25 protein-coding genes are annotated in these 23,654 nt (G+C 69.4%); 14 read left to right on the top strand and 11 right to left on the bottom strand.

Annotation, left to right across the window (positions count from 1 at the left end):
• The first annotated feature begins 284 nt into the window (after nt 1-284).
• The gene (locus C4U03_RS04205) at nt 285-1,307 is read left to right on the top strand and encodes a zinc-dependent alcohol dehydrogenase family protein (protein WP_103936231.1); all 1,023 of its coding nucleotides are present in this window, start codon (nt 285-287) and stop codon (nt 1,305-1,307) included.
• Between the two features lie 176 nt (nt 1,308-1,483).
• On the opposite strand, the gene C4U03_RS04200 is transcribed toward C4U03_RS04205, so the two are convergent.
• On the bottom strand, nt 1,484-1,927 hold the full coding sequence (locus tag C4U03_RS04200) for a winged helix-turn-helix transcriptional regulator (RefSeq protein ID WP_103936230.1): 444 nt from the start codon (nt 1,925-1,927) through the stop codon (nt 1,484-1,486).
• A 123-nt stretch (nt 1,928-2,050) separates the two neighbouring features.
• On the opposite strand from C4U03_RS04200, the gene C4U03_RS04195 reads away from it, so the two are divergent.
• From C4U03_RS04195 to C4U03_RS04180, 4 genes are all read left to right on the top strand, one after another.
• A complete protein-coding gene (locus C4U03_RS04195; protein WP_103936229.1) occupies nt 2,051-2,953 on the top strand; it encodes an NADP-dependent oxidoreductase in 903 nt (300 codons plus the stop codon).
• An 86-nt stretch (nt 2,954-3,039) separates the two neighbouring features.
• Nucleotides 3,040-4,143: a GDSL-type esterase/lipase family protein gene (locus tag C4U03_RS04190; protein WP_200827013.1), complete on the top strand. Its 1,104-nt coding sequence runs from the start codon at nt 3,040-3,042 to the stop codon at nt 4,141-4,143.
• A gap of 260 nt (nt 4,144-4,403) precedes the next feature.
• Nucleotides 4,404-5,072, top strand: coding sequence for a HEAT repeat domain-containing protein (locus C4U03_RS04185; protein ID WP_103936227.1), 669 nt, complete (start codon nt 4,404-4,406; stop codon nt 5,070-5,072).
• A 6-nt stretch (nt 5,073-5,078) separates the two neighbouring features.
• On the top strand, nt 5,079-6,080 hold the full coding sequence (locus C4U03_RS04180) for a MerR family transcriptional regulator (RefSeq protein WP_103936226.1): 1,002 nt from the start codon (nt 5,079-5,081) through the stop codon (nt 6,078-6,080).
• Here C4U03_RS04180 and C4U03_RS39760 read toward each other — a convergent pair.
• Complete coding sequence (locus tag C4U03_RS39760; RefSeq protein ID WP_146087244.1) at nt 6,061-6,294, bottom strand: hypothetical protein; 234 nt, start codon at nt 6,292-6,294, stop codon at nt 6,061-6,063. The two genes, C4U03_RS04180 and C4U03_RS39760, sit on opposite strands and share 20 nt — an antisense overlap.
• 203 nt (nt 6,295-6,497) lie before the next feature.
• A complete protein-coding gene (locus C4U03_RS04170; RefSeq protein ID WP_103936224.1) occupies nt 6,498-6,806 on the bottom strand; it encodes a hypothetical protein in 309 nt (102 codons plus the stop codon).
• Nucleotides 6,807-6,812: 6 nt separating this feature from the next.
• Here C4U03_RS04170 and C4U03_RS04165 point away from each other — a divergent pair, with 6 nt between their 5' ends.
• Nucleotides 6,813-7,013 carry a hypothetical protein gene (locus C4U03_RS04165; protein WP_103936223.1) on the top strand — a complete coding sequence of 67 codons (201 nt, stop codon included), beginning with the start codon at nt 6,813-6,815 and terminating at the stop codon, nt 7,011-7,013.
• A gap of 267 nt (nt 7,014-7,280) precedes the next feature.
• Here C4U03_RS04165 and C4U03_RS04160 read toward each other — a convergent pair whose 3' ends face one another.
• A complete protein-coding gene (locus C4U03_RS04160; protein ID WP_146087243.1) occupies nt 7,281-7,730 on the bottom strand; it encodes a DUF3598 domain-containing protein in 450 nt (149 codons plus the stop codon).
• A gap of 137 nt (nt 7,731-7,867) precedes the next feature.
• Between C4U03_RS04160 and C4U03_RS04155 the strand changes: the two genes are divergently transcribed.
• The 4 genes from C4U03_RS04155 (at nt 7,868) to C4U03_RS04140 (ending at nt 12,644) form a co-directional block, all read left to right on the top strand.
• Nucleotides 7,868-8,839: a VOC family protein gene (locus tag C4U03_RS04155; protein WP_103936221.1), complete on the top strand. Its 972-nt coding sequence runs from the start codon at nt 7,868-7,870 to the stop codon at nt 8,837-8,839.
• A gap of 73 nt (nt 8,840-8,912) precedes the next feature.
• Complete coding sequence (locus C4U03_RS04150) at nt 8,913-10,463, top strand: class I adenylate-forming enzyme family protein (RefSeq protein WP_103936220.1); 1,551 nt, start codon at nt 8,913-8,915, stop codon at nt 10,461-10,463.
• A gap of 95 nt (nt 10,464-10,558) precedes the next feature.
• Entirely contained in the window at nt 10,559-11,806 is a 1,248-nt protein-coding gene (locus tag C4U03_RS04145; RefSeq protein ID WP_103936219.1) for a DUF4437 domain-containing protein, read from the top strand.
• Nucleotides 11,807-11,897: 91 nt separating this feature from the next.
• Nucleotides 11,898-12,644 carry a hypothetical protein gene (locus C4U03_RS04140; protein ID WP_235017623.1) on the top strand — a complete coding sequence of 249 codons (747 nt, stop codon included), beginning with the start codon at nt 11,898-11,900 and terminating at the stop codon, nt 12,642-12,644.
• 494 nt (nt 12,645-13,138) lie between these two features.
• On the opposite strand, the gene C4U03_RS04135 is transcribed toward C4U03_RS04140, so the two are convergent.
• From C4U03_RS04135 to C4U03_RS41005, 4 genes are all read right to left on the bottom strand, one after another.
• A complete protein-coding gene (locus C4U03_RS04135) occupies nt 13,139-13,876 on the bottom strand; it encodes an ABC transporter ATP-binding protein (RefSeq protein ID WP_103936217.1) in 738 nt (245 codons plus the stop codon).
• Nucleotides 13,873-15,759, bottom strand: coding sequence for a branched-chain amino acid ABC transporter ATP-binding protein/permease (locus C4U03_RS04130; protein WP_103936216.1), 1,887 nt, complete (start codon nt 15,757-15,759; stop codon nt 13,873-13,875). Before C4U03_RS04130 ends, C4U03_RS04135 begins: the two co-directional genes overlap by 4 nt.
• Entirely contained in the window at nt 15,759-16,628 is an 870-nt protein-coding gene (locus C4U03_RS04125) for a branched-chain amino acid ABC transporter permease (protein WP_103936215.1), read from the bottom strand. Before C4U03_RS04125 ends, C4U03_RS04130 begins: the two co-directional genes overlap by 1 nt.
• 121 nt (nt 16,629-16,749) lie before the next feature.
• A complete protein-coding gene (locus C4U03_RS41005) occupies nt 16,750-16,908 on the bottom strand; it encodes a hypothetical protein (RefSeq protein ID WP_200827012.1) in 159 nt (52 codons plus the stop codon).
• A 475-nt stretch (nt 16,909-17,383) separates the two neighbouring features.
• Between C4U03_RS41005 and C4U03_RS40995 the strand changes: the two genes are divergently transcribed.
• Nucleotides 17,384-17,782 carry a hypothetical protein gene (locus tag C4U03_RS40995; RefSeq protein WP_103936214.1) on the top strand — a complete coding sequence of 133 codons (399 nt, stop codon included), beginning with the start codon at nt 17,384-17,386 and terminating at the stop codon, nt 17,780-17,782.
• A 36-nt stretch (nt 17,783-17,818) separates the two neighbouring features.
• Here the strand turns inward: C4U03_RS40995 and C4U03_RS04115 are convergent, their stop codons facing one another.
• Together C4U03_RS04115 and C4U03_RS04110 are read right to left on the bottom strand one after the other, a co-directional pair.
• Entirely contained in the window at nt 17,819-18,646 is an 828-nt protein-coding gene (locus tag C4U03_RS04115; protein ID WP_103936213.1) for an IclR family transcriptional regulator, read from the bottom strand.
• A gap of 29 nt (nt 18,647-18,675) precedes the next feature.
• Nucleotides 18,676-19,026: a hypothetical protein gene (locus C4U03_RS04110; protein ID WP_103936212.1), complete on the bottom strand. Its 351-nt coding sequence runs from the start codon at nt 19,024-19,026 to the stop codon at nt 18,676-18,678.
• Nucleotides 19,027-19,275: 249 nt separating this feature from the next.
• Here C4U03_RS04110 and C4U03_RS04105 point away from each other — a divergent pair, with 249 nt between their 5' ends.
• The 3 genes from C4U03_RS04105 to C4U03_RS04095 are packed head-to-tail and all read left to right on the top strand — an operon-like array spanning nt 19,276 to nt 21,886.
• Nucleotides 19,276-19,668 (top strand): CoA transferase, encoded by a 393-nt coding sequence (locus C4U03_RS04105; protein ID WP_235017622.1) that lies wholly within the window; start codon nt 19,276-19,278, stop codon nt 19,666-19,668.
• Nucleotides 19,668-20,471, top strand: a complete 804-nt coding sequence (locus tag C4U03_RS04100) for a cyclase family protein (protein ID WP_103936210.1) — start codon at nt 19,668-19,670, stop codon at nt 20,469-20,471. Before C4U03_RS04105 ends, C4U03_RS04100 begins: the two co-directional genes overlap by 1 nt.
• Nucleotides 20,468-21,886, top strand: coding sequence for an MmgE/PrpD family protein (locus C4U03_RS04095; protein WP_103936209.1), 1,419 nt, complete (start codon nt 20,468-20,470; stop codon nt 21,884-21,886). The genes C4U03_RS04100 and C4U03_RS04095 overlap by 4 nt, the downstream gene beginning before the upstream one ends.
• 191 nt (nt 21,887-22,077) lie before the next feature.
• Here the strand turns inward: C4U03_RS04095 and C4U03_RS04090 are convergent, their stop codons facing one another.
• A complete protein-coding gene (locus C4U03_RS04090) occupies nt 22,078-23,652 on the bottom strand; it encodes an alpha/beta hydrolase (protein WP_103936208.1) in 1,575 nt (524 codons plus the stop codon).
• Nucleotides 23,653-23,654 lie beyond the last annotated feature (2 nt).

Here is a 23,654-nt window from a genome sequence, read left to right as displayed (position 1 = left end):
CGGTTGTCCACCTTCCCCAGGCTAGGCGGCCTCCCGCCTGGCTGGGGTGCCCTGCCAGTACACCCTTCATCAGTGCCTTCCTCCCCACCTGACCAGCTCTTTTACTGGATGGTGGTCACGGCCCAGCCCGATGGGCACTCCGGATGCCGGAGGCCTTCCCCGGCACCATCAGAAGGCAGGTCACTGCATTCGGTGCAATAACGATTGCACACCGCGACATTGGATGGGTTGACCACCGATCTGCAGGCAGGCCGCTAAGAGACATCTACCAAGGAGTACATGAGATGCGAGCCGTAGTGATGCACGCCCCCGGTGACGTCCGGGTGGAGCAGCGCGAGGACCCGAAGATCCTCGCCCCGACCGATGCGATCATCCGGCTGTCCGCAGCCTGTGTCTGCGGCTCGGACCTGTGGCCCTACCGCGGCGTGGAGAAGCACGACGGACCGGTCCCGATGGGCCACGAGTACGTCGGCGTCGTCGAGGAGGTCGGCAGTGAGGTCCGCGACCTCAAGCCCGGCCAGTTCACGGTCGGCTCGTTCTTCGCCTCCGACAACACCTGCGAAATCTGCCGGGCCGGCTATCAGTCCCGCTGCGTGCACGCCGTACCGATGGCCGCCATCGGCACCCAGGCGCAGCGGGCCCGCATTCCCCTGGCCGATGGCACCCTGGTCGCCACCCCCGGCATGCCCGGAGCGGACCTGATCCCGAGTCTGCTGGCCGCCTCCGACGTGCTGGGCACCGGCTGGTTCGCCGCGGTCGCCGCCGAGGCCGGTCCCGGCAAGACCGTCGCGGTCGTCGGCGACGGCGCCGTCGGCCTGCTCGGCGTGCTGGCCGCCGGGCAACTGGGCGCCGAGCGGATCGTCGTCTTCAGCCGGCATGCCGACCGGCAGAAGCTCGCCGTCGAGTTCGGCGCCACCGACATCATCACCGAACGCGGCGACGAGGGCGTGGCCAGGCTCAAGGACCTGACCGGCGGTCTGGGCGCGCACTCGGTCATCGAGGCGGTCGGCACCCAGGAGTCGATGATGCAGGCCATTCGCTCCGCCCGTCCCGGCGGACACGTCGGTTACGTCGGGGTCACCCACGATGTCGAACTGCCCGGCATGGAGCTGTTCTTCTCCGGCGTGCACCTGCACGGCGGTCCGGCCCCGGTGCGCCGCTTCCTGCCGGAGCTGATCCAGCTGATCTGGGACCGCAAGATCGACCCCGGCAAGGTCTTCGACCTCGAACTGCCCCTGGAGCAGGCCGCCGAAGGCTACAAGGCCATGGACGAGCGCCGAGCCGTCAAGGTTCTGCTGCGCCCCTGACACCGTGCACCCCGGACCATGCCCGGCCACCGCCGGTCGGTACGCCCATGCCGCGGGTAACCGCCCGGCATCGCCGGCCGCAAGGACAGCGCCGCAGAGACATGACGGACGAGAAGGACGTACCGATGGCCGTCGATGAGGGTCGGGCGGCGCCCTGCTGCGCCGATGGTCGGCATTCAGGCGAGGCGGGTGTCGTAGTCCTCGCGGTTGGCGAGCACTTCATCCATGTGCGCCTCGGCCCACACCTTGATGCCGCGTATCACGTGGTGGAGGGAGAGACCGAGATCGGTCAGCTCGTAAGTGACGGTGACCGGCACGGTCGGCGTCACGGTGCGGGTGAGCAGGCCGTCGCGCTCCAGGGAGCGCAGCGTCTGGGTGAGCATCTTCTGGCTCACCCCGGCCAGTCGGCGCGACAGCTCGGAGTAGCGCATCGCCCGCGGCTCACCGGAGCATTCGTCCCCGGGGCGATCCGGGCCATCGCTGCCAAGCGCGGCCAGGACCAGCGCGACCCACTTGTCGGAGATCCGGTCGAGTAGCTGGCGGCTGGGGCAGTTCGCCAGGAACGCGTCATAGTCCCTCTTCGCCTGTGCCCGCTGCTGGGCCGCCGTCTTCGTCGGCATCGACCGCTCCTTACCTACCGAGGGGTGGCCTACGCACTTCCAAGTGCGTACTTCCCGTCAGAGAGTTACCTGCCCATAGTGATGCGGGTCGGCTGTCGAGCACAAGCCACAAGGAGTGGAACCATGAGCGCCGCCACCTTCCGCACCCCGAGCGGACCCGACTCGATCGAGATCATCGACGTTCCCGTCGTCGAGCCCGGTCCCGGCGAGGTCCGAGTGGAGATCGCCGCCGCGGCGGTCAACCCCGTCGACCTCGCGGTCGCGCGCGGTCTCTTCCACTCCATGGGGCTGGTCGACCAGCCCGAACGTACCGGCCTGGGCTGGGACTTCGCCGGCACCGTCGTCGCCACGGGCACCGGCGTGGACCTGGCCGTCGGCACCCGGGTCGCCGGCCTGGTGGACGGCTTCGACCGCGACTTCGGCACCTACGCCGAGCAGCTCATCGTGCGGGCCTGCGACATCGCCGTCGTTCCCGACGGGCTGGACCTGGTCGCGGCGGCGACGGTGCCGCTCAACGGGCTGGCCGCCGCCCAGATCGTCGATCTGCTCGGTGACGCATCCAGCGACGGCGACCGGCTGCTGGTGACCGGGGCGGCCGGCGCGGTCGGGGGGTACGTCGCTTCGCTGGCACAGGACCGCGGCTGGCAGGTGACCGGTCTGGCCAGAGCCGAGGACGAGGAGTTCGTCCGCGGCCTCGGCGCCGAGTTCACCACGCACGCCCAGCCGGGCTGGGACGCGGTCGCCGACGGTGCGGCGCTGCAGGAGCAGGCCCTCGCCTTGGTCCGCGACGGCGGAACCTTCGTCGGCGTGCAGCCGAGCGCCAAGCCGGCCGCGGAGCGCGGGATCACCGTAGACGTCGTGGTAACGCATCCTGACGGCGCTCGACTGGGCGACCTGCTCGCCCGTACCGTCTCCGGCGAGCTGCCGGCCCGAGTGCACGCGGTCGTGCCGCTGGACCAGGTCGCCAAGGTCCACCGGGCCATGGCCAAGGGCGGGGTGCGCGGTCGCTACGTGCTCGAACCCTGACCGGCTCGTCCATCCGGGCGCATACGCGCTTCACCCGCCTTTCACCTGAACGGCGCTACTCCCCTATGACAACGAATGGAGCGAGCATGATCTGGACAGCCGGCTTCCGCACCGCAGTGATCAGTCCCTACGAGCAGATCCAGCTCAGCGAACCACGCGGCTTCGCCGACCAGACGGTGCGTCAGGTACTCCACATGGCCGGCGGCGGGGAACTCCTTCGCGTACGCCTGACGAACCGCTATGGCCGCACCCCCTTGACCATCGCCGCCGCGAGGGCCGCCACCGAGCACGGGCAGGCCGTCCTCACCTTCGATGGTGCCGAGGGGGTCACCATCCCGCCGGGAGAAGAGGCCGTCGGTGACCCGGTGGATCTGCCCGTCGCCCCCGGTGCCGACCTGCTCCTCAGCCTCTATTTCCCTGAGGAGACGGGCCTGGCCACCTATTCCCACATGCCCATGGAGACCGCTCACATCGTCGGCGGCAACCACGTCGCGTCTCCCGCACTCCCTGATGCTGAGCAGGTGGAAGCCAGGTTCTACGTCTCGGGCGTCGACGTGCTCACCCCGGACGACACCGCGATCGCCGTGGCGTTCGGCGACTCCTGGTTCGAAGGCGTTGGCTCCACGACCGGCGCGAACAACCGCTCCGTGGACTTCCTCAACCGGCGCCTCAAGCGCGGATGGGTCGTCAACCAGGGCATCGCCGGAAACCGCCTGCTGCGGGACGAGGTCGGCGAGCACGCGCTGGCGCGCTTCGACCGCGACGTTCTCTCCATTCCCGGCCTGACCCACGTCCTGGTGCACTTCGGCATCAACGACCTCGGCCTCCCCGGCATGTCCGGCGAGCCTCCCGCCACCTCCGGCGCCCTCATCGAGGGTTTCAAGGCCCTGGCCCGCCGTGCTCACAAGGCCGACCTGAAGATCCTCGCCGCCACCATCGGCCCCTTCGCCGGCGCCGTCTACCCCGGGATCAGTACCCCCGAGGGCCTCGCCGCCCGACGCGAGGTGAACGACTGGATGCGTACCACCGACACTTTCGACGCCGTCTTCGACGTGGCCCGAGCCGTCGAAAACCCCGAAGCCTCCGACTACATCCACCCCGCCCTCGACAGCGGCGACGGCATGCACCTCAACGACAAGGGCGCCCAGGCCGTGGCCAACGCCGTAGACCTGGAAACCCTCGCCCTCTAGAGATCTCGCCCTTGTCCGCCTTCATCACGGGTCCGAGCGGCCAAGCTCCGGGGTCTCACGCCCGCCGACGGAGTGCCCCCGAGCGGGCTCGCACGACACCGGGGACCGCAGCCACCAGCCTTGTGACGTCACGCGCGTCTCGTCTGACGTGACAGGCATCGGACTCGGTGGGCACAGGGTTCCCGGCCACCTCACGGCATGGCTCCGCTTGACCTTGACACAGTGACAAGGTCTTCACTGTGGCCAAGGAGGTGGTCCCAATGACCGTGCCGAACGAGGACACGCACACGATGCGAGCTCTGCGGGCACTGGAGAGCGACAGTTCGTCGGTGCGACTGCAGGCGGCGATGGCGGTCGGCACGACCCCGGACCCGAGGTTCATCGACAAACTGATCGAACGATGCGCGATCGAGCCTGAATTCTTCGTACGCGAAATGCTCACGTGGGCGCTCATCCACCATTCGTCATCGATGACGGTCCCCAAGCTCATCGATGAACTCCGTTCGGAGCGTGCGCAGGCACGAAGCCAGGCGTTGCACACGCTGTCCAAGATCGGGGACCGGCGGGCGTGGCCGGCGATCACACGGGCGCTTTTGACCGACGCCGACGACGAGGTGGCGCGGAGCGCGTGGCGAGCGGCGGTCGCGCTCGTGCCCGAAGGCGAAGAACCCGAGTTGGCTGACGTGCTGGCGACACAACTCGGGCGCGGCGGGCGTGAGACGCAGTTGAGCCTCAGCCGGGCGCTGATCGCGCTCGGTAATGTGATCATGCCGGTCCTGCGCGCCGCGATGACCGATCCCGACCCTCGCGTGCGTCAGCACGCGATCGCCACGGAACGGCTGTCACGCGACCCGGAGGCCGGATTCGAGTTCGCGATCGAGGAGGCAAAGCGCCTCGTAGCCCTCGGCACGACCGGCCAGGAGGAGTGATGGACAGTGCTGATCGGTGAGGTGGCACGACGGTCCGGGGTCAGCGCCCGCATGCTCAGGCACTACGAGTCGCTCGGCCTGTTGCGGCCGACGGGTCGCAGCGAGGGTGGCTACCGAGAGTACTCCAGCGAGGACATCCGGCGGATCTTCCATATCGAGAGCCTGCGGTCCTTGGGGCTGTCGCTGCGTGAAGTCAGGTGCGCGCTGGACAATCCCGGTTTCACACCCTCGGAGCTCGTCGACGACCTCATCCGCCAGACGCGAGAACGCATTGCCAGTGAGACGGAGCTGCTCACGCGGCTGCGTCGGATCGATGCCGCGGAACCCGCCGGCTGGGAGGACGTCCTCCAGATCGTTGCGCTCCTGCAGGCCTTGGGGTCGGAGAGCGCCGGCAAGCGCCAGCACGCGGCCCTGTCCTCGGCCGGAGAGGTCCCGGTGCCCGTGGAGGCTCTGGTCGAGGCAGCGTTGAGCGAGACGGACCCGAACGTCGCCGGAGCCCTTCGATGGGCTTTGGCGCAATCGGGCGATGACGGATTGGCGCTGCTGGCGGAGGGCCTCGGCTCACCAGTGGCCGAGGTGCGCAAACGCGCCGTCCAGTCCATCGCCGAGATTCCGAACGATGCGGCGACCGCACTGCTGCAGGACGCCCTCACGAACTCCGACATCGCGGTCCGCAGGTATGCGGCTCTGGCGCTCGGGGCGCGTGGAGTGGCCGACGCGGTCCCGACGCTCATCGACATGGTCGTCGAGGAGACGAACGGCGCCGATGCAGCCGACGCGCTGAGCGCGCTGGCGAGTGATCCCGCGCTGGCGGATCAGATCGCTACCAGGCTCGTTGACAGCCTCGCCCACGGCACCGTTGAATCGTCTGCACGTCGGCGGCTGACCGAGGCGCTCGCGGACATCCCGGGGATCACGACGTCACGTGCCCTCGCAGATCTGTCACATGACGAAGACCGTGCCGTCGCGCTCACCGCGACGTACATTCTCAAGCTGCGCAGTCGGTGAAGGCGACGACGACGGATTCGGCAGAGGTATTTCGCGGTGCGGTCACGTCGGGAGACTCCGGTCCCCGACCGTTGGGACGATCTTCGGGCGAGCAGCATTCGGGGCGCAGCGGGCAATGCGGCACCGCATTGCCGTACACCACGACCACGACGGCGCCGACCGTCGCCACGCGCCGCCAGGTCGGAGCCCAGAACGCCCACATGCGCACGCTCAAGCACGAGCTCGATGCGACCCGGGCGTTGCCGGCCGACCTCGAACGCGACCTCGGCGGCCATCGGGTCCACGTCGCCCAGGTTCGCTCCCACGCCCTCCATCGCCTCGCGCAGGTAGGCCCGCGCCTCTCGCACGTTCACTTAGTGAGGGTGATGCCATCTCGGGTGAACGCCACGGCGGACAACCTGTAGGTGTCGTGACCGTTCAGGAGATGATGCCGCTCTCACGGTCCTGGAGTACGTGGCCGTTCTCGTCGACGATCAGATATTCAAGGCGGCAGACGATGCCCACCTGGCCGAAGGCGGCGCTCAGGGCCCGCAGCCGCTCCTTCGCCTCGGTGACCGTTGCCGTGATGGTGCCGGACAGCAGGTAGCCGGGTTTGTGAACATGGCGGCTCACTTCCGGCTGGGCATAGATCGAGAGGTTCTCGCCGTCGTAGTCGATCTCCCAGCCGTAGAGGTGGAGCGCGACGCGAACCGGGCTGCCCGCCCAGGACTCCAGGACGCGCGCCATGGTCGTGTGGTCATCGCCGTCCAGATGCCCGGCGTACTCGATGTGCTCGATGTCGCCATGAACACGATCATCACCTGGACGCCGACCGGAGCGCCGGTCTCACCGGTTACCGCCGGTTCCGCCGCGGAAGGGAGCACGGATATGCCGGGCAGCACGGACATCCTCGCGGGCCTGGACCGAATCAGGCCCGGACTGGAGTCGTTGTAAAGGACCTGCACGCCCATCCCGCACTCGGCCACGCCGAGCACTGCACGTCCGGCCAGGCCGCCCGGCGGCTGGCCGGCTACGGTGGCACCGACGCGGCCATGCGCCCCGACTCCCAGCCCACGGCGATGCCGATGACGTCGGTATTCGCGTGATGGGCATCGCGTGCTCCGGGGTGGGAACGGCCGATGCGTGAGGGGGGCGGGGAGGAAGGCGCCGCGTCCCTGGAGGGGATCCCCAGGACGCGGGCGCACGAAGCCCGGAGGGAGGTCAGGCGACCTTGAACTCGTTGATGACGGTGCGCTTGACCAGGCGGTCGCCGTCCATCCACTGCCAGGTGCGGCACTTGTGCCGCCCGTCGCGGGAGAGCTGGATCAGCTCGTACAGGTAGTTGTCCGGGTCGTCCTTGTACGACCAGGTCAGTACGATCGTCTGGTCGTCCACCTGGCTCATCTCACCGACGATGCGGTCGGTGTCGAAGTGGCAGACGCCGTTCTCGTCGAGCCTGCCGCCGAAGTCGAACGCCTCCTCCCGGCCGTCGGCCCAGGTGTAGGTGTTCGTCTGGAGGATGTCGAACGAGCCGTCCTCGGGAATGCGGCAGTACAGGTGGGACGCGTGGCGGTCGACGATGGTCCCGTCCGCGGCGATGTGGATGTACTCGCCCCGCCACTCACCGAGGTGCTCGGCGATGATCGGCATCTTGGAAATCGCTGCGCGCATGGATCCTCCCTGGTCACAAGCGGTTGATGAAGCGGAAGTCGGCACGTTGACAGGCCGCCGCAGCGACCTTAGCGTGATCCTCACTTCAATGGAACAGCGTTCCACTGCAAGGAACAACAATTCGTGGGAGGACCGCCATGGACCACAGCACCCGGCAGCCGCTGATCGAGGGCATCACCGCCGCGATCGTCGGAGTCACCGACTTCGGCCCCCATCTGGAGCTCTTCGTGGACAGACTGGGATACGAGGTGGCGGCCGCGGGCACCATCCCGGCGGCGGTCGCCGACGCCCTGTGGGGGTCGGGGCCCGCCGACCTCGAGGTGATCGCGCTCGCCGCCGCCGGCTCCGGGACGGGACGGATCCACCTCGTGCGGGTGCCGGAGCCGATCGCGCCGGCCGAGCCACCGCACAACCTCGACACCGGGCTGGTCGGGATCGACATGTACGCCCGCGACATCAATGCCGCGCACGCCGCGCTCGGCAAGGCCGGGCACCCCTGGACCGTCGCCCCCACCACCTACGGCGTCGCGGTGGGCGAGCGCGAGGTCGAGGTCACGCAGGGCATCTGCCCGGCACCGGACGGGACCGTCGTGGTCTTCGTCCAACCCGCCGCGGTCCGCGGCACCGAGGCGTGGAGCGCCGACCCGGAGCGCTCCTACACCGAACTGACCTCGGTCGTCTGCCACGTCCCCGACCCCGATGCCGAGGTCGCCTTCTGGGGTCCCGAAGGGCTGGGCATGGACGTCTGGTACGACGTGGTGTTCTCCTCGCCCGGGTTCGACAAGGTCGCCGGACTGCCCGACGGCACCCGGATGCGCCTGGCGTTCCTGGCCGGGGCGAAAACCGCCAGGATCGAGGTCACCTCCGCCGACACCGAGCACCGCGTGGATCGGCGGGCGGCCCAGCGTCCGGCCCGCTCACTCGGCCACTGCGGCTGGTCCGTGCGCACCCGCGACCTCTCGGCCGCGCTGGAGAGCGTGCGCCGCACCGGCGGACAGGTGCTCACCGGCCGGGTCGAGACCGACGACCCGTGGCACGGCCGCGCCGCCGCGGCCGGCGTGACCACCCCCAACGGCATCTCGGTCACCCTCTGGCAACCTCTCTCCTGACACCTCGCCACCCACTCAGTGGAACACTGTTTCCACATGACATGCCGGTCACGGCTTCCTGGAAGGAACAAGCATGCCCGTCCTCCGTGGAGGTGCTCCTCTGTCGATCGCGGGCGGCGTGCGCGAATTCGCCCGCGCCACCCCCGGAGCCACGGCAGTGATCGACGGCGACCGCGCCCTCACCTACGCCGTGCTCGACGACCGTTCCAACCGCTTGGCCTCCGCTCTGCTCTCCAGGGGCCTCACCCCCGGTGACCGCGTCGCGGTGCTGCTGGGCAACCGGTTGGAGTATCCGGAGATCGCCGCCGGAATCGCCAAAGCAGGACTGCTCATGGTGCCGCTCAACCCCCGGCTCACCCCCGCCGAAGCGCGATACATCATCGAGCACTCGGGGACGAAGGCGATCGTGCTCGATGACGCCTTCTCCTCCGTCGTCGGGGACTCGATCGAAGAACTGCGGCTCCCTGCCCTCTCCATCGACGGCGTCCAGGCCGGACGTCCTTACGAGGAAGCGCTCGCCGGCGCGCGGGCAGTGGACCCGGCGGTACGGGTGGACGAGCTCGACCCGTTCTGCATCACCTACACCTCGGGGACGACCGGACGGCCCAAGGGCGTACTGATCAGCCACCGGAGCCGGTCCCTCACGTTCTACTGCTCGGCGATGGAGTGGGGGCTCGGTACCGGCCGGACGTCGGTCGCGGTGGCGCCGATGTACCACGGCGCCGGATTCGCCTTCGGCTATGCCCCGGTCTACACCGGTGGGACGGTGACGATGCTCCGCAAGTGGGATCCGGAGGCGCTGCTCCACATCATCGAGCGGGACCGCGCCCAGTCTGTGTTCCTGGTCCCCACACACGCACAGATGCTCCGCGCGCTGGACGAGACGAAAATCGTGGACAGGGACCTGGCCTCCCTCGACACGCTCTACTTCAACGCCGCCGCGCTCCCCTGGCCGCTCAAGCAGTGGGTCATGGACGCGTTCCCGGACTGCGGCGTGCACGAGCTGTACGGATCGACCGAGGCGGGCATCGTCACCAATCTCCGCCCGGCGGACCAGCACCGCAAGCCCGGTTCGGTCGGCCATGCCTGGTACATGACGGAGCTGCGGGTCGTCGGCCCCGACGGCGGGCCCGTCGGTCCGGGAGAGCCGGGTGAGCTGTTCAGCCGCTCCCCGTTCCTCATGAACGGCTATCACGAGAACCAGTCGGCGACGGAGGAGTGCACCACCGAGGACGGCTTCCTCACCTGCGGCGACATCGTGGTCCGCGACGAGGAGGGATACGTCCACATCGTCGACCGGAAGAAGGACATGATCATCTCGGGCGGCGTCAACGTGTATCCGCGCGAGGTCGAGGAGGTGCTGGCCGGACACGCCTCCATCGCCGAGGCCGCCGTGGTCGGCGTCCCCTCCGAGACCTGGGGTGAGGAGGTCATGGCCTATCTCGTCCTGCGCGACGGCGGTACCGGCGGCGCCGACCTGCTCGCCGATCTGGAGGCGCACTGCCGCGCCGGTCTGGCGGGCTACAAGGTCCCCAAGCGCTGGGAGGTCGTCGCCGAGCTGCCCAGGAACGCGGCGGGGAAGATCCTCAAACGCGACCTCAAGCCGGGGGTCGAGCCCTCCTGACCTTGACCTGAAAACCTCAGACAATTATCCTCAGGGTATCGGAATAGCGTTTCGCACAATGAAACACGACCTGAGCCCAGTGGAAGGACATCACAGTGCGCCCCCATGTCGAGCTGATCCAAGAAGACGACTACGTGTGGCACGGCGCCGAGCTCATCAACGGTGAGGGACGCGCCAGCGAACGCCGGCTCTCCGTGGACGAGGAGGACGGCTCCTCCTCGCTTCGGATCGACTTCCACACCGACTGGGGTCGTGGGCCCGGCATCCATCACGCCAACAGCGAGTACTACGTGCTCGAGGGCTCGATGACCTACGGTGGCCGAAAGATCGGCAAGGGCGGATACGTCTACGCTCCGAAGGGTGTGCCCACCGACGCGATCACCTTCGCGGAAGGCACCCGGATCCTGCACTACCGCGAGTACGGCGACGCCGGCTTCGACCGCGTCGACTCCCTCGCCCACCCGCGTTGGGAGGGCGCCCGCGAGGACGTCATCGTCATCGACAGCGAGGCCATGCAGTGGGACGCGGTGCCGAATCCCGGCCCCATGCCCGGCCTGTTCATCAAGTACCTGCACGTCGACCCGGTGACCGGCTTCTACACCCGGCTGGTGCACGCTCAGGAGGGCTGGGCCGACCACCGCCTGGCCCACCACCCCTGCTACGAGGAGGCGTACACCACGCAGGGTCACATGGAGTACAACTTCGGCACGCTCGACCTGGGCACGTACTTCTTCCGCCCCGCGCGGGTCAAGCACGGCCACTTCACCACCATGGAGGGCGGCGCGACCTGGCTGCTGCGCTCCGACGGCGAACTGCAGAACTGGTACACCCAGAACGAGTGGCTCCGCTGGGGCGGTGAGGCGGTCAACTACGGTCCGGAAGGCGGCCGGATGCGCTGGTCGCAGTCCTCGCACGACCTGGGCTCCGGCCCCACCTGGCGCAGTGAGAAGGACATCGCCGACCTCACCGCCTCGTGGCAGTTCCAGCGCGACCAGGGTCAGCCCGACGCGCGGTACACCCAGCACGGACAGGGCGTCGACCGCAGCATCCTGGCCATCGCCAAGGCACTGGACGCGGCGCGACTCCAGGGCGGTCACGGGGACGACCACGGCCACAGCCATGACCACGACCATGACCACGAGCACAGCCACGACGTCCCGGCGCTCGACTGGGGTGCGGACCCCGCGTCGCTGGAGCACGCCGACGAGCGCACCGACTCGGGGGCGCACAACTGGGCTCAGGGACGGGCGTGGAAGCCGGGCGACCACATTCCGGCGCCCATCATCTCCTCTCTTCCCGTCCGCAGCCGCTCACGCGGTCGCTGGGACGGCGACGGCATGTAGCCGTCCTCCCCTCCCCGTTTGTCAGAACCATGCGAACACCGTGGCCGGACCCTGCGGGGTCCGGCCACGGCCGTCTCTTCGGGAGCCCCACGTGCCCCTCGTCCTGTCCGCAGCCGCCGATATGGAGCCCGTTCACGGGTTCAACGCCTACAGCCTGGCGATCCTGCTCCACATCGTGCTCTTCGTCTACTGGCTCGGTAGCGACATCGGCGTCTTCTACTCCAGCCGGTTCATCCTCCGCGCCGAACTGCCCACCCCGGCCCGCTCGGTCGCGGCCAAGATCATGCACGCCGTGGACATGGCGCCGCGGATCTGCCTCGTCCTCTTCCTGCCGAGCGGTGTGACCCTCATGGCGTTGAGCCCGTTCGGTGAGGACGTCTTCCCCGGCTGGCTACTCGCCCTGTCCTGGGTGGGCGCGCTGTGCTGGCTGGCGCTGGTCGTCTACGACTACACCCGCGGCGCCACCCCGCTCGGCGCACTGGTGCAGAAACTCGACCTGATCGTCCGCTACGGCTTGTCCGCCGGGCTGCTCGTGGTCTCCGGCTACGTCTTCTTCGCAGCCGAGCCGTTCGGTGTCACCACCAATCCCAAGTGGCTGGCCGCCAAGGTCGCCGCATACGCCCTGTGCATCCTGTCCGGTGTGATGATCCGCCGCCGGCTCAGCCCCTTCGGCCCCGCCTTCGGCAGGCTGGTGTCCGAGGGCTCCAGTCCGGAGGTCGAACAGCAGATCCGGCACTCCGTGCGCTCTTGTCTGCCCTACGTCTACGCGATCTGGTTCCTGGTCCTCGTCGCCGCGTTCCTCGGCGTCGTCAAGCCCGGCACCACCGCCTTCGGCTGATCCGAGGCCCGTTCCCCGAGCCTCCGGAGCTCTTCCACATCAGGCTTCACGGCAGATCCCGGCCCGTCCGTGAGGGGCGGAGGAGCGCAAAGTCCCGCTCCTCCGCCCCTCGCCTTTCCAGGCTGCAGAGTCTCCCGCCGCCCCGGAGACGTCCGGTGGTCACGGGCCGGCTCGGGGGGAGACCGTGGAAGGTCAGGTCCAGGAACAAGGACGGGTGCCGGTCACACCCTCGGCGCGGTGTTCGGCCCGGTCGCGCATACGGCTTCGAAGGCGCGGGAGACGCCGGCCTCCCCGTCCGACCGCCTGGGGACCATGTACGCGTGGAGCCGAAACGGCAGGGTCTGCCCGAGCGGCGGTCCGCAGAGAGCGTCCGCGGGGGTTTCTTCCGCGCATACGGCTTGGCGGGCGGCACCGAGTGCCGCCCGCCAAGTCCGCTTCCGACCTCAGCCGGGTTGTCGCATCCTTCCCTTGTGGGAACGGTCCGCAATCAGCGATCAGGCGCTCTCCTGGCGGAGTCGCCCGAGGTAGGCGGCCTGGACCCGGGGGTCGTCCCTCAGTTCCGCGGCCGTCCCCTCGACGACGACCCTTCCTCGCTCCAGCACGTACCCGCGGTCCGCGAGCCGGAGCGCGGTCCCCGCCTGCTGCTCCACGAGCAGGATGGTCAGGCCGTGCTCGGCGTGCAGCCGCTTGAGGTAGCCGAACAGCTCCGCGACCTTGAGCGGCGCCAGCCCGAGGGACGGTTCGTCCAGCATGAGGAGCCGGGGCCCCGCCATCAGGGCGCGGGCGACGGCGAGCATCTGCGCCTCCCCTCCCGAGAGGGTGCCGGCGAGCTGGGAGCTCCGCTCGGCGAGCCGCGGGAAGATCTCCAGCAGCTCGTCGCGTCTGCGCTCGTTCTCGCCGCGGCGGTGCCGGGTCGGGAAGCCACCGAGGGCGAGGTTCTCCAGGACCGTGTGCTCGGGGAAGATCTGCCGGCCTTCGGGCACATGCCCGAGCCCGAGCCCGGCACGTCGCCAGCCCGGCACCTTCGCCAGGTCCCGCCCGGCGAAGGTGATCCGGCCGGAGTTCGGCTTGAGCAGGCCGGACACGGTCTTCATCGTCGTGGTCTTGCCCGCCCCGTTGGGGCCGAGCAGCACCACGAACTCGCCCTCGTCCACATGCAGATCGAGTCCGTCCAGGGCGCGCACGCCCCCGTAGCCCGCCGACAGGCCGGACAGCTCCAGCAGCCTGCTCATGACGTCTCCTCCACCAGATCGGGCCGCCCCAGGTACGCCTCAAGGACCGCCGCCGAGTTGCGCACCTTCTCGGGAGTTCCGCGCTCGATCACTTTGCCGCTCTCCAGGACGGTGAGCTCATCGCACAGCCCCATGACGAAGTCGACGTCGTGCTCGATGAGCACGACGGCCAGTCCGCGTTCGCGCAGCACCCGGCACAACCGGCCCAGGGCGTCGAGTTCCTCGGACGTCAGGCCGGTGGCCGGTTCGTCCAGGATGAGCACCTTCGGCCTGCTGGCCACCGCGCGCACCACTTCCAGGAGCCGCTTCTGGCCGTGCGAGAGCGAGGACGCCAGCCAGTCGGCACGACCCGCGAGCCCGGCGAAGGCGAGCAGTTCCCTGGCCTCCTGACGCTCCTTGCGGTCCTGACGCCGGTAGGCGGGCGACCGCAGGACGGCGCCGAGCCAGGAGTAGCTCTCCTGCATGCGCATACCGGTGAGCACGTTGTCCAGTACGCTGACCCGTTCGAAGAGGTGCGGGACCTGGAACACCCGGGTCACTCCCCCGCGCGCGACGCCGTGGGCGGTGGCCGGGGCCTCCGTACCGAAGATCTTCACCTGTCCGGCGTCGATCCGGTGGTAGCGCGTCAGGCAGGAGACGAGCGTGGACTTCCCCGACCCGTTGGGGCCGATGATCCCGTGGACGGTGCCGGGCATGACCCGGATGTCGACTCCGTCGAGGGCGTGCACCCCGCCGAAGTGCTTCACGATGCCGCTGCCTTCGAGCGCGGCCGTTCCCTCGGGGACGCCGCGCACCTCCGGCACCACATCGGGCACCTCGTCGGGCAACGGTCCTTCCTTCAGCTCGGGCAGCTTGTCCCGGCCCATCCTGGAGGACCTCCAGGTCCCCACGATGCCCTGAGGGATCACCATCATCGCGATCAGCAGCAGGAGGCCGAGCACCAAGGTGGTGTACCGCGCCTGGTCCTTGATCAGCTCGACGAGCAGCGCGATGAAACCGACACCGATGATCGGGCCGATCAGGGTGGAGATGCCGCCGAGGAACAGGCCGACGAAGAAGATGATGCCGTTGTCGAGCAGACCGACATCGGGATTGATGAAACCGAGCTGCAGCGCGTACAGCGCCCCGGACAGGCCGGCCATACCGCCGCAGATGCCGAAGAGCAGGAGTTTGGCGCGGGAGGGCGAGATGCCCATCGCGGAAGCGGTGTCAGACGATTCGCGCACCGCCATGGCGGCCCGGCCCACGCCGCTGCGCACCAGGTTTCGCTGCAGGACGTACATCAGGGCCAGGCACGCGAGCACGACATAGTAGAACGCCTGCTTGGACATCACCTCGTCACCGAGCTTGGGACTGATGCCGCTGATGCCGACGATGCCCCCGGTGACCGGGTCCCACTCTCGGCCGATCTCGATGACGATCAGGTTGGCGGCCAGCGTGATCATGCCGAAGTACAGGTAGGTCGCCCGGAGGCTGACCAGCAGTACCAGCATCGCGACAACGGTCCCCACCAGCACCGAGGCGACGATGCCCAGCAGCCACGAACCGCTGAGTTCGACCACCAGATAGCCGGTGGCGTAGCCTCCGGCGAGCTGCAGGCCGGAGTGCATCATCGACAGCATCCCGCCGTAACCCATGGACAGGTTCAGGGAGATGGTGAGGATCGCGCTGATCGCCGCCGAGGCGACGAGCCCGTTGTAGTACGCCGCGTTGTAGCTGTAGTAGTCAGTGATCATCGGCCAGGCGAGCAGCACCGCGACCGCGATGATCGCCAGGGCTCCCAGGACCGCCGTCCGGGCGCGGTGGTAGCCGGGCGAGTCGAACACCGACCCCCGTGCCGTCGCGTCGCCGGAGCCCGGGACACGAGAGTCAACCGTTGCCATCAGTGTGCCTCCATGGGCTTGCCGAACAGTCCGGACGGGAACACGACCAGGATCACGGCGAGCGCCGCGAACACCGCGAAGTTGCCGACGGAGCCGCCGACCATGCTGCGGACGACGGTGTCGAGGAGGCCGACGATCATTCCGCCGGCGAGGGCTCCGCGCGGTGATCCGACGCCGCCGATCACCGCGGCGGTGAAGCCCTTGATGGTGAACAGCAGCCCGGCCGCGGGAGCCACGAAGATCACCGGAGCGGCGAGCATGCCCGCGATCGCGGTGATCACCGCGCCGATCACGAACGAGAGTCCGATGATGCGCTGGACCGGGATGCCCATCAGGACGGAGGTGTCGGAGCTGTGGGCGGTGGCCCGGATCGCCCGCCCGTAGGCGGAGCGGTGGAGGAAGAGGTCGTAGCCCCCCATCACGGCCAGGGCCACCAGGATCGTCAGCGCCTCCTGCCACTCCACGGCGATCCCCACCAGCTGGAAGCCGCCTTCGATGACCGGTTCGGGCCGCAGGGCGTCCACATCGAAGTACTTGAGGTTGAAGAGGGATTGGAAGATCAACGCCGCCGCCAGCGTCGCGATGATCCACGCGTACCGCGATCCGGACAGGCGGACCGGCAGCATGATCATGCGTTCCATGAGCAGACCCATGAACGCGGCCAGTACGAGCGTGACGCCGAGGGTCACGGCCCAGCCCAGCTTCTCGAGCGCGACGATCTGGTACGCGACTGCGGCGCCGAGGATCACGGCTTCGCCTTGCGCGAAGTTCATGATCCGGGTCGGCCGGAAGACGATGGTCAGGGCGAGTGCGACCAGAGCGTACACAGAACCGGCGAACAGTCCATCGATGATCGCCTCAGGGCTCATCTGCACTGCTCCTCTGAAAACTTAGCGTGAGAGCCCTGCTCCAGGAACTGGAACAGGGTTATGAAACATAGGCTTGCGCCGACCAGCCTGTCAATAAGTCTGACGTTTAAAAGCGTAGTGGTCACGCACGGTGCGTGTACCGATCGGCGGGCACGCCGGCGACATCGCCGTCGCGGGATCGCGCCTGGCCGCCGCCCACCGTGGCCACCGGCCGGCCGGTGGGCTCGGCGCCCTCGAACGGGGAGTGGTCCCGGCCGAAGGGACAGATCTCGGACGTCACCGTCCGCCTCGGCTCGGGTCCGCCACGGTCAGGTCCGCGTCGAAACCGACGGCGAGGCTGCCCTCGCGGCCCCACAGGTTGTCCGCCCGCGCCGGATTCGCCGAGGCCGGCTCCGCCACGCGGGTCAGCGGGAGGCCCCGCCTGAGGTGCCTCTCGCAGAAGAGGACCGGGTAGAGCAGCGCGGTACCACCGAACCCGGGGCGCGCCGGCCAGAACTCGTCGCCCTTCCCCGCCTCCCTGCAACAGGCGTGGTCGGAGGCCGCCCAGTCGATCGAGCCGTCCGCGGCGCGCAGCCACAGGACCTCGTTGTGGGTCTTGGTGTAGACGGGCGGATTGACCTTGCCGCCCAGGCCGCCGCGCTCGTCGAGGCTCTCGTGGTCGAGGCAGAGGTGGTGCGGAGTGGTCTGGGCCCGCGTGTCACCGCCGAACGAGCGACGGGCCGGCGAGACGGCGTGACCACGTCGCTGCCGGACAGGTGCAGCAGGTTGAGGTCGGTGCCGGTGTGGCCGGCCAGGGCGGTGGCCTCGCCGATGGCCACCCGCTCGGTCAGCGGCGGACGTCCCTCGTGGTAGGCGCGCAGCGTCTGCGGGTCTCCGTTGGCACGGACCCGATCGATGAACACGCGCATCAACTCGGACTGCTCACAGTGCAGCGACGCCGACAGACCCACATCGCGGTGAATGCCGAGGTGGAAGTGGGCATCGACGGCGCCGGGAAGGATGATCTTCCCGGCGGCGTCGACGACCTCGGCGGCTTCGGAGGCGGCGAGGTCGTCCGCGAGGTCCGCCGCCTTCCCCGGGAGACGGTCAGGTCCGCGCAGATCTGGCCGTGGCAGGGAAGGGCGACGGTGCCACCCTTGAAGAGCAGGTCGTAATGGGACATGGGAGACGGCCGGCCGACCGGTCAACCGTCACCTCCTTTCTGATGCGGTCCACCCCATCTGGGTGGTGACTCTTCGAGTGGAATCGAGAAGAGCTTCCACGCATGCGTCGACCTCCTCCCGGAACCGTTCCAGCGGTCCGCAGACGCTGATGACGGCCACGGGCCGGCCGTGGTGGTCGAAGACGGGCGCGGCCACGGAGGCCGCCCCCGACATGCGTTCGGCGAAGGACTGCGCCCAGCCGCGCTCCCGGATCTCCGCGAGTTCCGCGCGCAGCCGGGGAATGTCATCGATCGTGCGATCCGTCAGCGGCTCCAACCGGACCTGCGACAGATACGCCTCGATCTCCTCATCGGTGAGGAAGGCGAGGAACGCCTTGGACGAGCTGCCCGCGTGCAGGGGGTAAGGCACACCGAGGGAGACGCTCATGATGACCTCACGGGCGGGGGTCACCTGATCGGCGTAGATCCGGTTCCAGCCGGTGCGGATGGACAGGGTCGCCGTCTCGTCGGTGCGCTGGGAGAGCACCACCAGTTCGGGGGCGGCAATATGCCGGAGGTCCAGTCTGTCCAGATAGGCCAGACCGAGCCGCATGGCGCCGACCCCCAGAGAGTAACGCCTGCTCACCGGGTCGAGATCGATGAGGTGCCGTCCGCGCAACGATGCCAGGACCCGGTGCACGGCCGCCTTCGACATCCCGAGCGCCTCGGCGATCTCGGTCACCCCAAGTGTCGCCGCCGGCGTCTCGGCGAAGTGCATCAGCACGTCCACAGCCCGCTCGACGGCGGCGATCACCTGTCCGGTGTTCTCGCGAGCGGGGGTCTCACCGGGAGCGGCACGGTGATTCTTGGTCGGCATCTCTTCCTCCGGGAAGCGGCTACGTGGTGTCAACCATCGTGGTGGCGGAATCCCACTTTCACCGGAAGATCGGTGACGATTCGCGTGTCAAGGAACTCCCACCACTCGTCCTGGCTGACCCGCTGGGTTTCCCAGGCGTCGTCGGCCTTCAGCGTGGCCAGAGCCGAGCGGTACTCGCCCCAGCCCGCCTCGTTATCGAACGCGGCCCAGTTCTCGACAACGTACACGTCCCCGATCACGCTGTAGTACCAGCGAACTTCCCGCACCATCGGGAGATCCCGGTAGAACCAGCGCTCCCGGTCCTCCAGCCACTTCCAGAAGCCCCGCATGTCTCCGCGGGCCTTCAAGCTGAGCTTCATCCGGTAGACGAGGTAGATCATCGCGGGCTACGGCACCTCCCTGAACGCACCTGTACTGTGGACTTGTTCCGCACACAGTAACGCTGTTTCAATAGCTTGGGAAGCCCCAGACGGACCCGAACGTCCCATCCCGGTGTTGTGCCACGGGGCTCGGACCAGCAGGAGCACACGAGAGGAGGCCGTTTCGTGGAAGTAGAGCAGGTCGCCCCGGAGGGGCGATCGGCGTCACCTGAACGACCGGCCAGTCGCCCCGGGCCACTGTCCGGCCTCGTGGTCGTCGACGCGGCCCCCCTGTTCGTCGGCGCGAGCCGCGCCGAGCACGCCGACCTGCTCGACGGCCACGTCGGCAGGTGGATCGCCGACCACGACCTGGACGAGGTGGCCGCGGAGTTCGAGCGGGCGGAGACCGCGGTGGCGCCCATCTACGACATCCGCGACGTCTTCGAGGACCCGCAGTACCGGGCCCTCGACACGATCACCACGGTCCACGACGACGACCTCGGGCCGCTGCGCATGCAGAACGTGCTCTTCCGGCTCTCGGAGACACCCGGCTCAATCAAATGGACGGGCCGCGCCCGCGGCGCCGACAACGAAGACGTGTGGGGCGGTCTCGGCGTGAGCGCCGACGAACTGGCCGCCCTGCGAGAAAAAGGAGTTGTGTGATGTCCTTGTGGCAGCACCTCGACGGCGCCAAGGTCGTCGATCTCGCGCAACCCATGCGCACGGGCATGCCGCAGTCGCCGAACCATCCGAGATTCCGGATGGTGATCGAGCGCAGGCACGGCGACATGGTCCGTGAGGACGGTGGCTCGGCCGCCAACGAGGTCATCCTCACCGGTGGCCACGTCGGCACCCATGTCGACGCCCTGGGTCACGTCTCCCAGGACGGCTACGTGTACGGCGGGGTCGAGGCCGCAGGGATCCAGTCGAACCAGGGTCTGTCCCAGCACGGGATCGACGCCTTTCCCCCCTACGTCGGCCGCGGTGTGCTGCTCGACGTGACCGCAGTCCACGGCGTCGACGTACTCCCGCCCGGCTACGAGGTGACCCCGGACGACCTGCAGGCGGCACAGGTGAAGGCCGATGTGGAGATTCGCCCCGGCGACTCCGTGCTGATCGGCACCGGCTGGTCCCGCAACTGGGACAAGCCGAGCCTGTTCGTCGGGGACGAGGGTGGCGTTCCCGGTCCCGGCCCGGATGCGGCCCGCTGGCTGGTCGACCGGGGCGTCAGGGTGGCCGGAGGGGAGACGATCGCCTTCGAGCGGATCGCCCCCGGACGCGGCCACGCCACGCTCCCCGTGCATCGCATCCTCCTGGTGGAGGCGGGTGTGCACATCGTCGAGACGATGCGCCTGTCCGAACTGCTCAGCACCGGCCACGCCGAGTTCATGCTGGTGCTGAACCCGCTTCCCGTCGTAGGGGCCACCGGCGCGCCGGTGCGGCCGCTCGCGGTGCTGGCCGCATGAGCTCCCGGGACACGACCATCGTCGCGGCGCTGGCCGACTTCGCCGCCGACGCGGAGCTGCCCGAGCAGGTCACCGCCGACGTTACCGGGCGGGTGCTGGACACCTTCGGCAACTGCCTGGCCGCGCAGGAGCTCACCGACCCGGCCGAGCCACACGAGGCGGTGCTGCGCATGGCCGAGCGGTGGGGCGGCGTGGGCGGCTCCTCCGTCATCGGACGGGGGCTGTCCCTGCCCGCGCCCTCGGCCGCGCTGATCAATGGCACGCTCGCGCACGCGCTGGATTTCGACGACACCCATCTGCCCTCCGTCCTCCACCCGTCGGCCTCGGTCGTCCCCGCCTGCCTCGCCGTGGCCGAGTCGGCCGGCCTGTCGGGCGCGGACCTGTGCCGCGCCGTAGCCGTCGGCGACGAGATCACCAACCGGCTCGGCATGGCGTCCTACCTTCCCGAAGTCCGCAACTCCGTCTTCTTCGAGAAGGGCTGGCACGCGACCTCCATCTGCGGCACGGTCGGCGCCGCCGCGGGCGCGGCACTGCTGATGGGCTTGGCCGCAGACGGCATCGCCCACGCGATGGGCATCGCGGCCAGCATGGGAGCGGGGGTCATCGAGGCCAACCGTACCGGCGGCACGGTCAAGCGCGTCCACTGCGGCTGGGCCGCCCACGCCGCCGTCGTCGCCGCCACCATGGCGGCCGAGGGCATCACCGGTCCCCCCACGGTCTTCGAAGGACGCTTCGGTTTCTTCGAGGCGTTCCTGGACGGCCGCTACGACCGGGACGCGATCACCGATGGACTCGGTGAGCAGTGGGAGCTGCTGCGCACCGTGTACAAGCCCTACCCGTCGAATCACTTCACCCACCCCGGCATCGACGCCGCCCTCGCCCTGCGTGCCCAGGGGCTGCGGCCCGAGGACGTGGCGGAAATCGAACTGGGTGTCGCCGCCGCGCCGCTGCGCACGATCGGCGAGCCGCATGAGGAGAAGGTGCGGCCTCGCACGCCTTACCACGCCAAGTTCTCCGGACCGTACACGGTGGCCAGCGCGCTGATCGGAGGTGGCGGGCTCGGCCTGCACCTCGATGACTTCACCGAGGCGGCGTTCCGCGACGAGCGCCGGCTGGAGCTCGCGGCCAAGGTCAGGGTCGTGGCCGACGAAGAGTGCTCCGAGGAGTTCCCCCGCGCCTTCTCGGCCGTGCTGCGGGTCCGGACCGTGGACGGGAGCAGCCTGGAGCACCGGGTCCACTCCTCGCGCGGCGGCCCCGAGCACCCGCTGACGTTCGACGAGCTGCGCACGAAGTACGCGCTCAACGCCTCGCGCGTCCTGACGCCCGAAGCGGCTTCGGCGCTGGCGGAGGAGGTTCGCGGCCTCGCGACCAGAGCGAAGGTCGGCGGTCTGCTCGACACCGCGCTGATCGGCTGACCCTCCCGCACGAAGGCCTCGCACACGGCGGACCGGCTCAGCCCGCGGCCAAGACGCGTCCGCACCGGGAACGGCGGTCGGAATGGTCAGGATCCGCGGGAGGTGGGTGGCGACGATCCGCTGACCCCCGTTGCTCCGGCAACCCCCGCCCGGGTCGGGCGGGGGCCGCTGCGTTTCCGGCTTCGGGGCGGTCAGCGCACTCCGTCGAGATAGCGGGCCATCAAGGCGGCGTTGAGCTCGGGTGAGCCGGCGCCGCCCAGGGGTGCGAACGTCGTCTCGGCGGCGTCGGCCAACAGCCGCAGGGCCACCGGTGTCATCGGCGCGAGCGGGTCCGTGAGAGTGCTGCCGACGAGCGCGGGCCTCCGCACCAACGGCAGCCGGCGGGTGCAGGGCCACTGCCAGCCCGCGCGGTAGTAGCGGTGGTAGTGCGGGGCCGAGCGCAGCATGTCCAGCGTCACCCGGTGCAGGAAGTCCGGCCGGTAGGGGTCGACGTCCCTGACGCCCTCGGGGGTGTGCTCGAACCAGGGCCACCACAGCGCCATGTCCGCGGAGACTCCCCACGCGCGGCGCAGGTGCGAGCCGTGGGGGTCGGGGGTCAGGTCCACGAAGTAGTTCGCCAGGACGGAGGCGACGAGTTCCGGCTGGTCGTCGAAGAGCGGCACCCCGTCCAGGACGAGCGCCCCGACCCGGTTCGGCGCCGCTATGGCCAGCTCGACCGCCAGCCCCGCCCCGGTGTGCGTGCCGTAGACATCGCATTCTTCGACGCCCAGCGCGTCCAACAACTCCACCAGGAGTGGCGCGTAGGTGCCGGCGAGGGTGGGGGCGCCTCCCTCAACGTCCTCCGGCAGCGGGGTGGAGCGGCCATGGCCCGGGGTGTCCCAAACGATGACCTGCCGAGTCTTGCCGAGCGCTCGGGCCAGGGGCTCCAGGCCATCGCCCGAACCGGGGTTGGCGTGCAGGGCCAGGACCGGGCGGCGGCCGGACGAGCCGTCGCCGAAACGGCGGACGTGGATCACGCCTGAGCCCACCTGGAGGTATTCGCGCTCCCCCTGCGCGTCGTCCACCGGGAGGGGGACGCCGTCGCCTTCGGGAAGCGCCAGGATGCCGGCGGTCCAGTCGTCGCCTGCCAGGACCATGCCAGGGGTGCCGGCCAGGTGGGGCCACTCCTTCGCCGCGCTCGCCGCAAGCCGCCGATGCGCGTCCCCGTGCTCGGCCGTGTCGAGGAAGAGCTCGTGGAGCACCGGGGCGGGTGGCAGCCCGCGGCGCCGCCGGTTCGCCGCCTTCGGCCGCCACCAGGGGGCGAAGAGGATGCCGTCACGGATCTCGTCGTAGAGCCGTAGCAGGTGCCCACCGCCGGCGTCCGCTTCGGGCTGGGCGGGCGGCTGCTCGGCGCCGTGGTAGGGGACGCGCAGGACCAGGATGCCCTGGACGAGTCCGGGGTGGCGTTCGGCGAGCCGCGCCGCCACCGCCGCCCCCGCGCCTTCGGCCGCCACCGGGGCGCGCCGCACTCCCAGCTCGGTCAGCGCCGTGGCCAGCGCCGTGGCCTGGGCGTCCAGGTCCGCGGCGTCGCCGGCCGCGGTGGTGCCGCCGAAACCGATCAGGTCGGGGGCGATGACCCACCGGGCCCGGGCCACTTCCTCGATCATCGCGGTGTCCCACACCGCGCTGGAACCGGGTGCGTCGTGCAGCAGCACCACGGGCGATCCCGCGCCCGCCTGCCGCAGGTGCAGTTGCCCCGAGGGCAGGGTGAGGTATCCCGATCTCATGT

Source organism: Thermomonospora echinospora (assembly GCF_900108175.1).
Classification (GTDB): Bacteria; Actinomycetota; Actinomycetes; order Streptosporangiales; family Streptosporangiaceae; genus Thermomonospora; species Thermomonospora echinospora.
The sequence above is the reverse complement of the archived record's forward strand: the minus strand, read 5'-3'. Positions and strand labels throughout refer to the sequence as shown.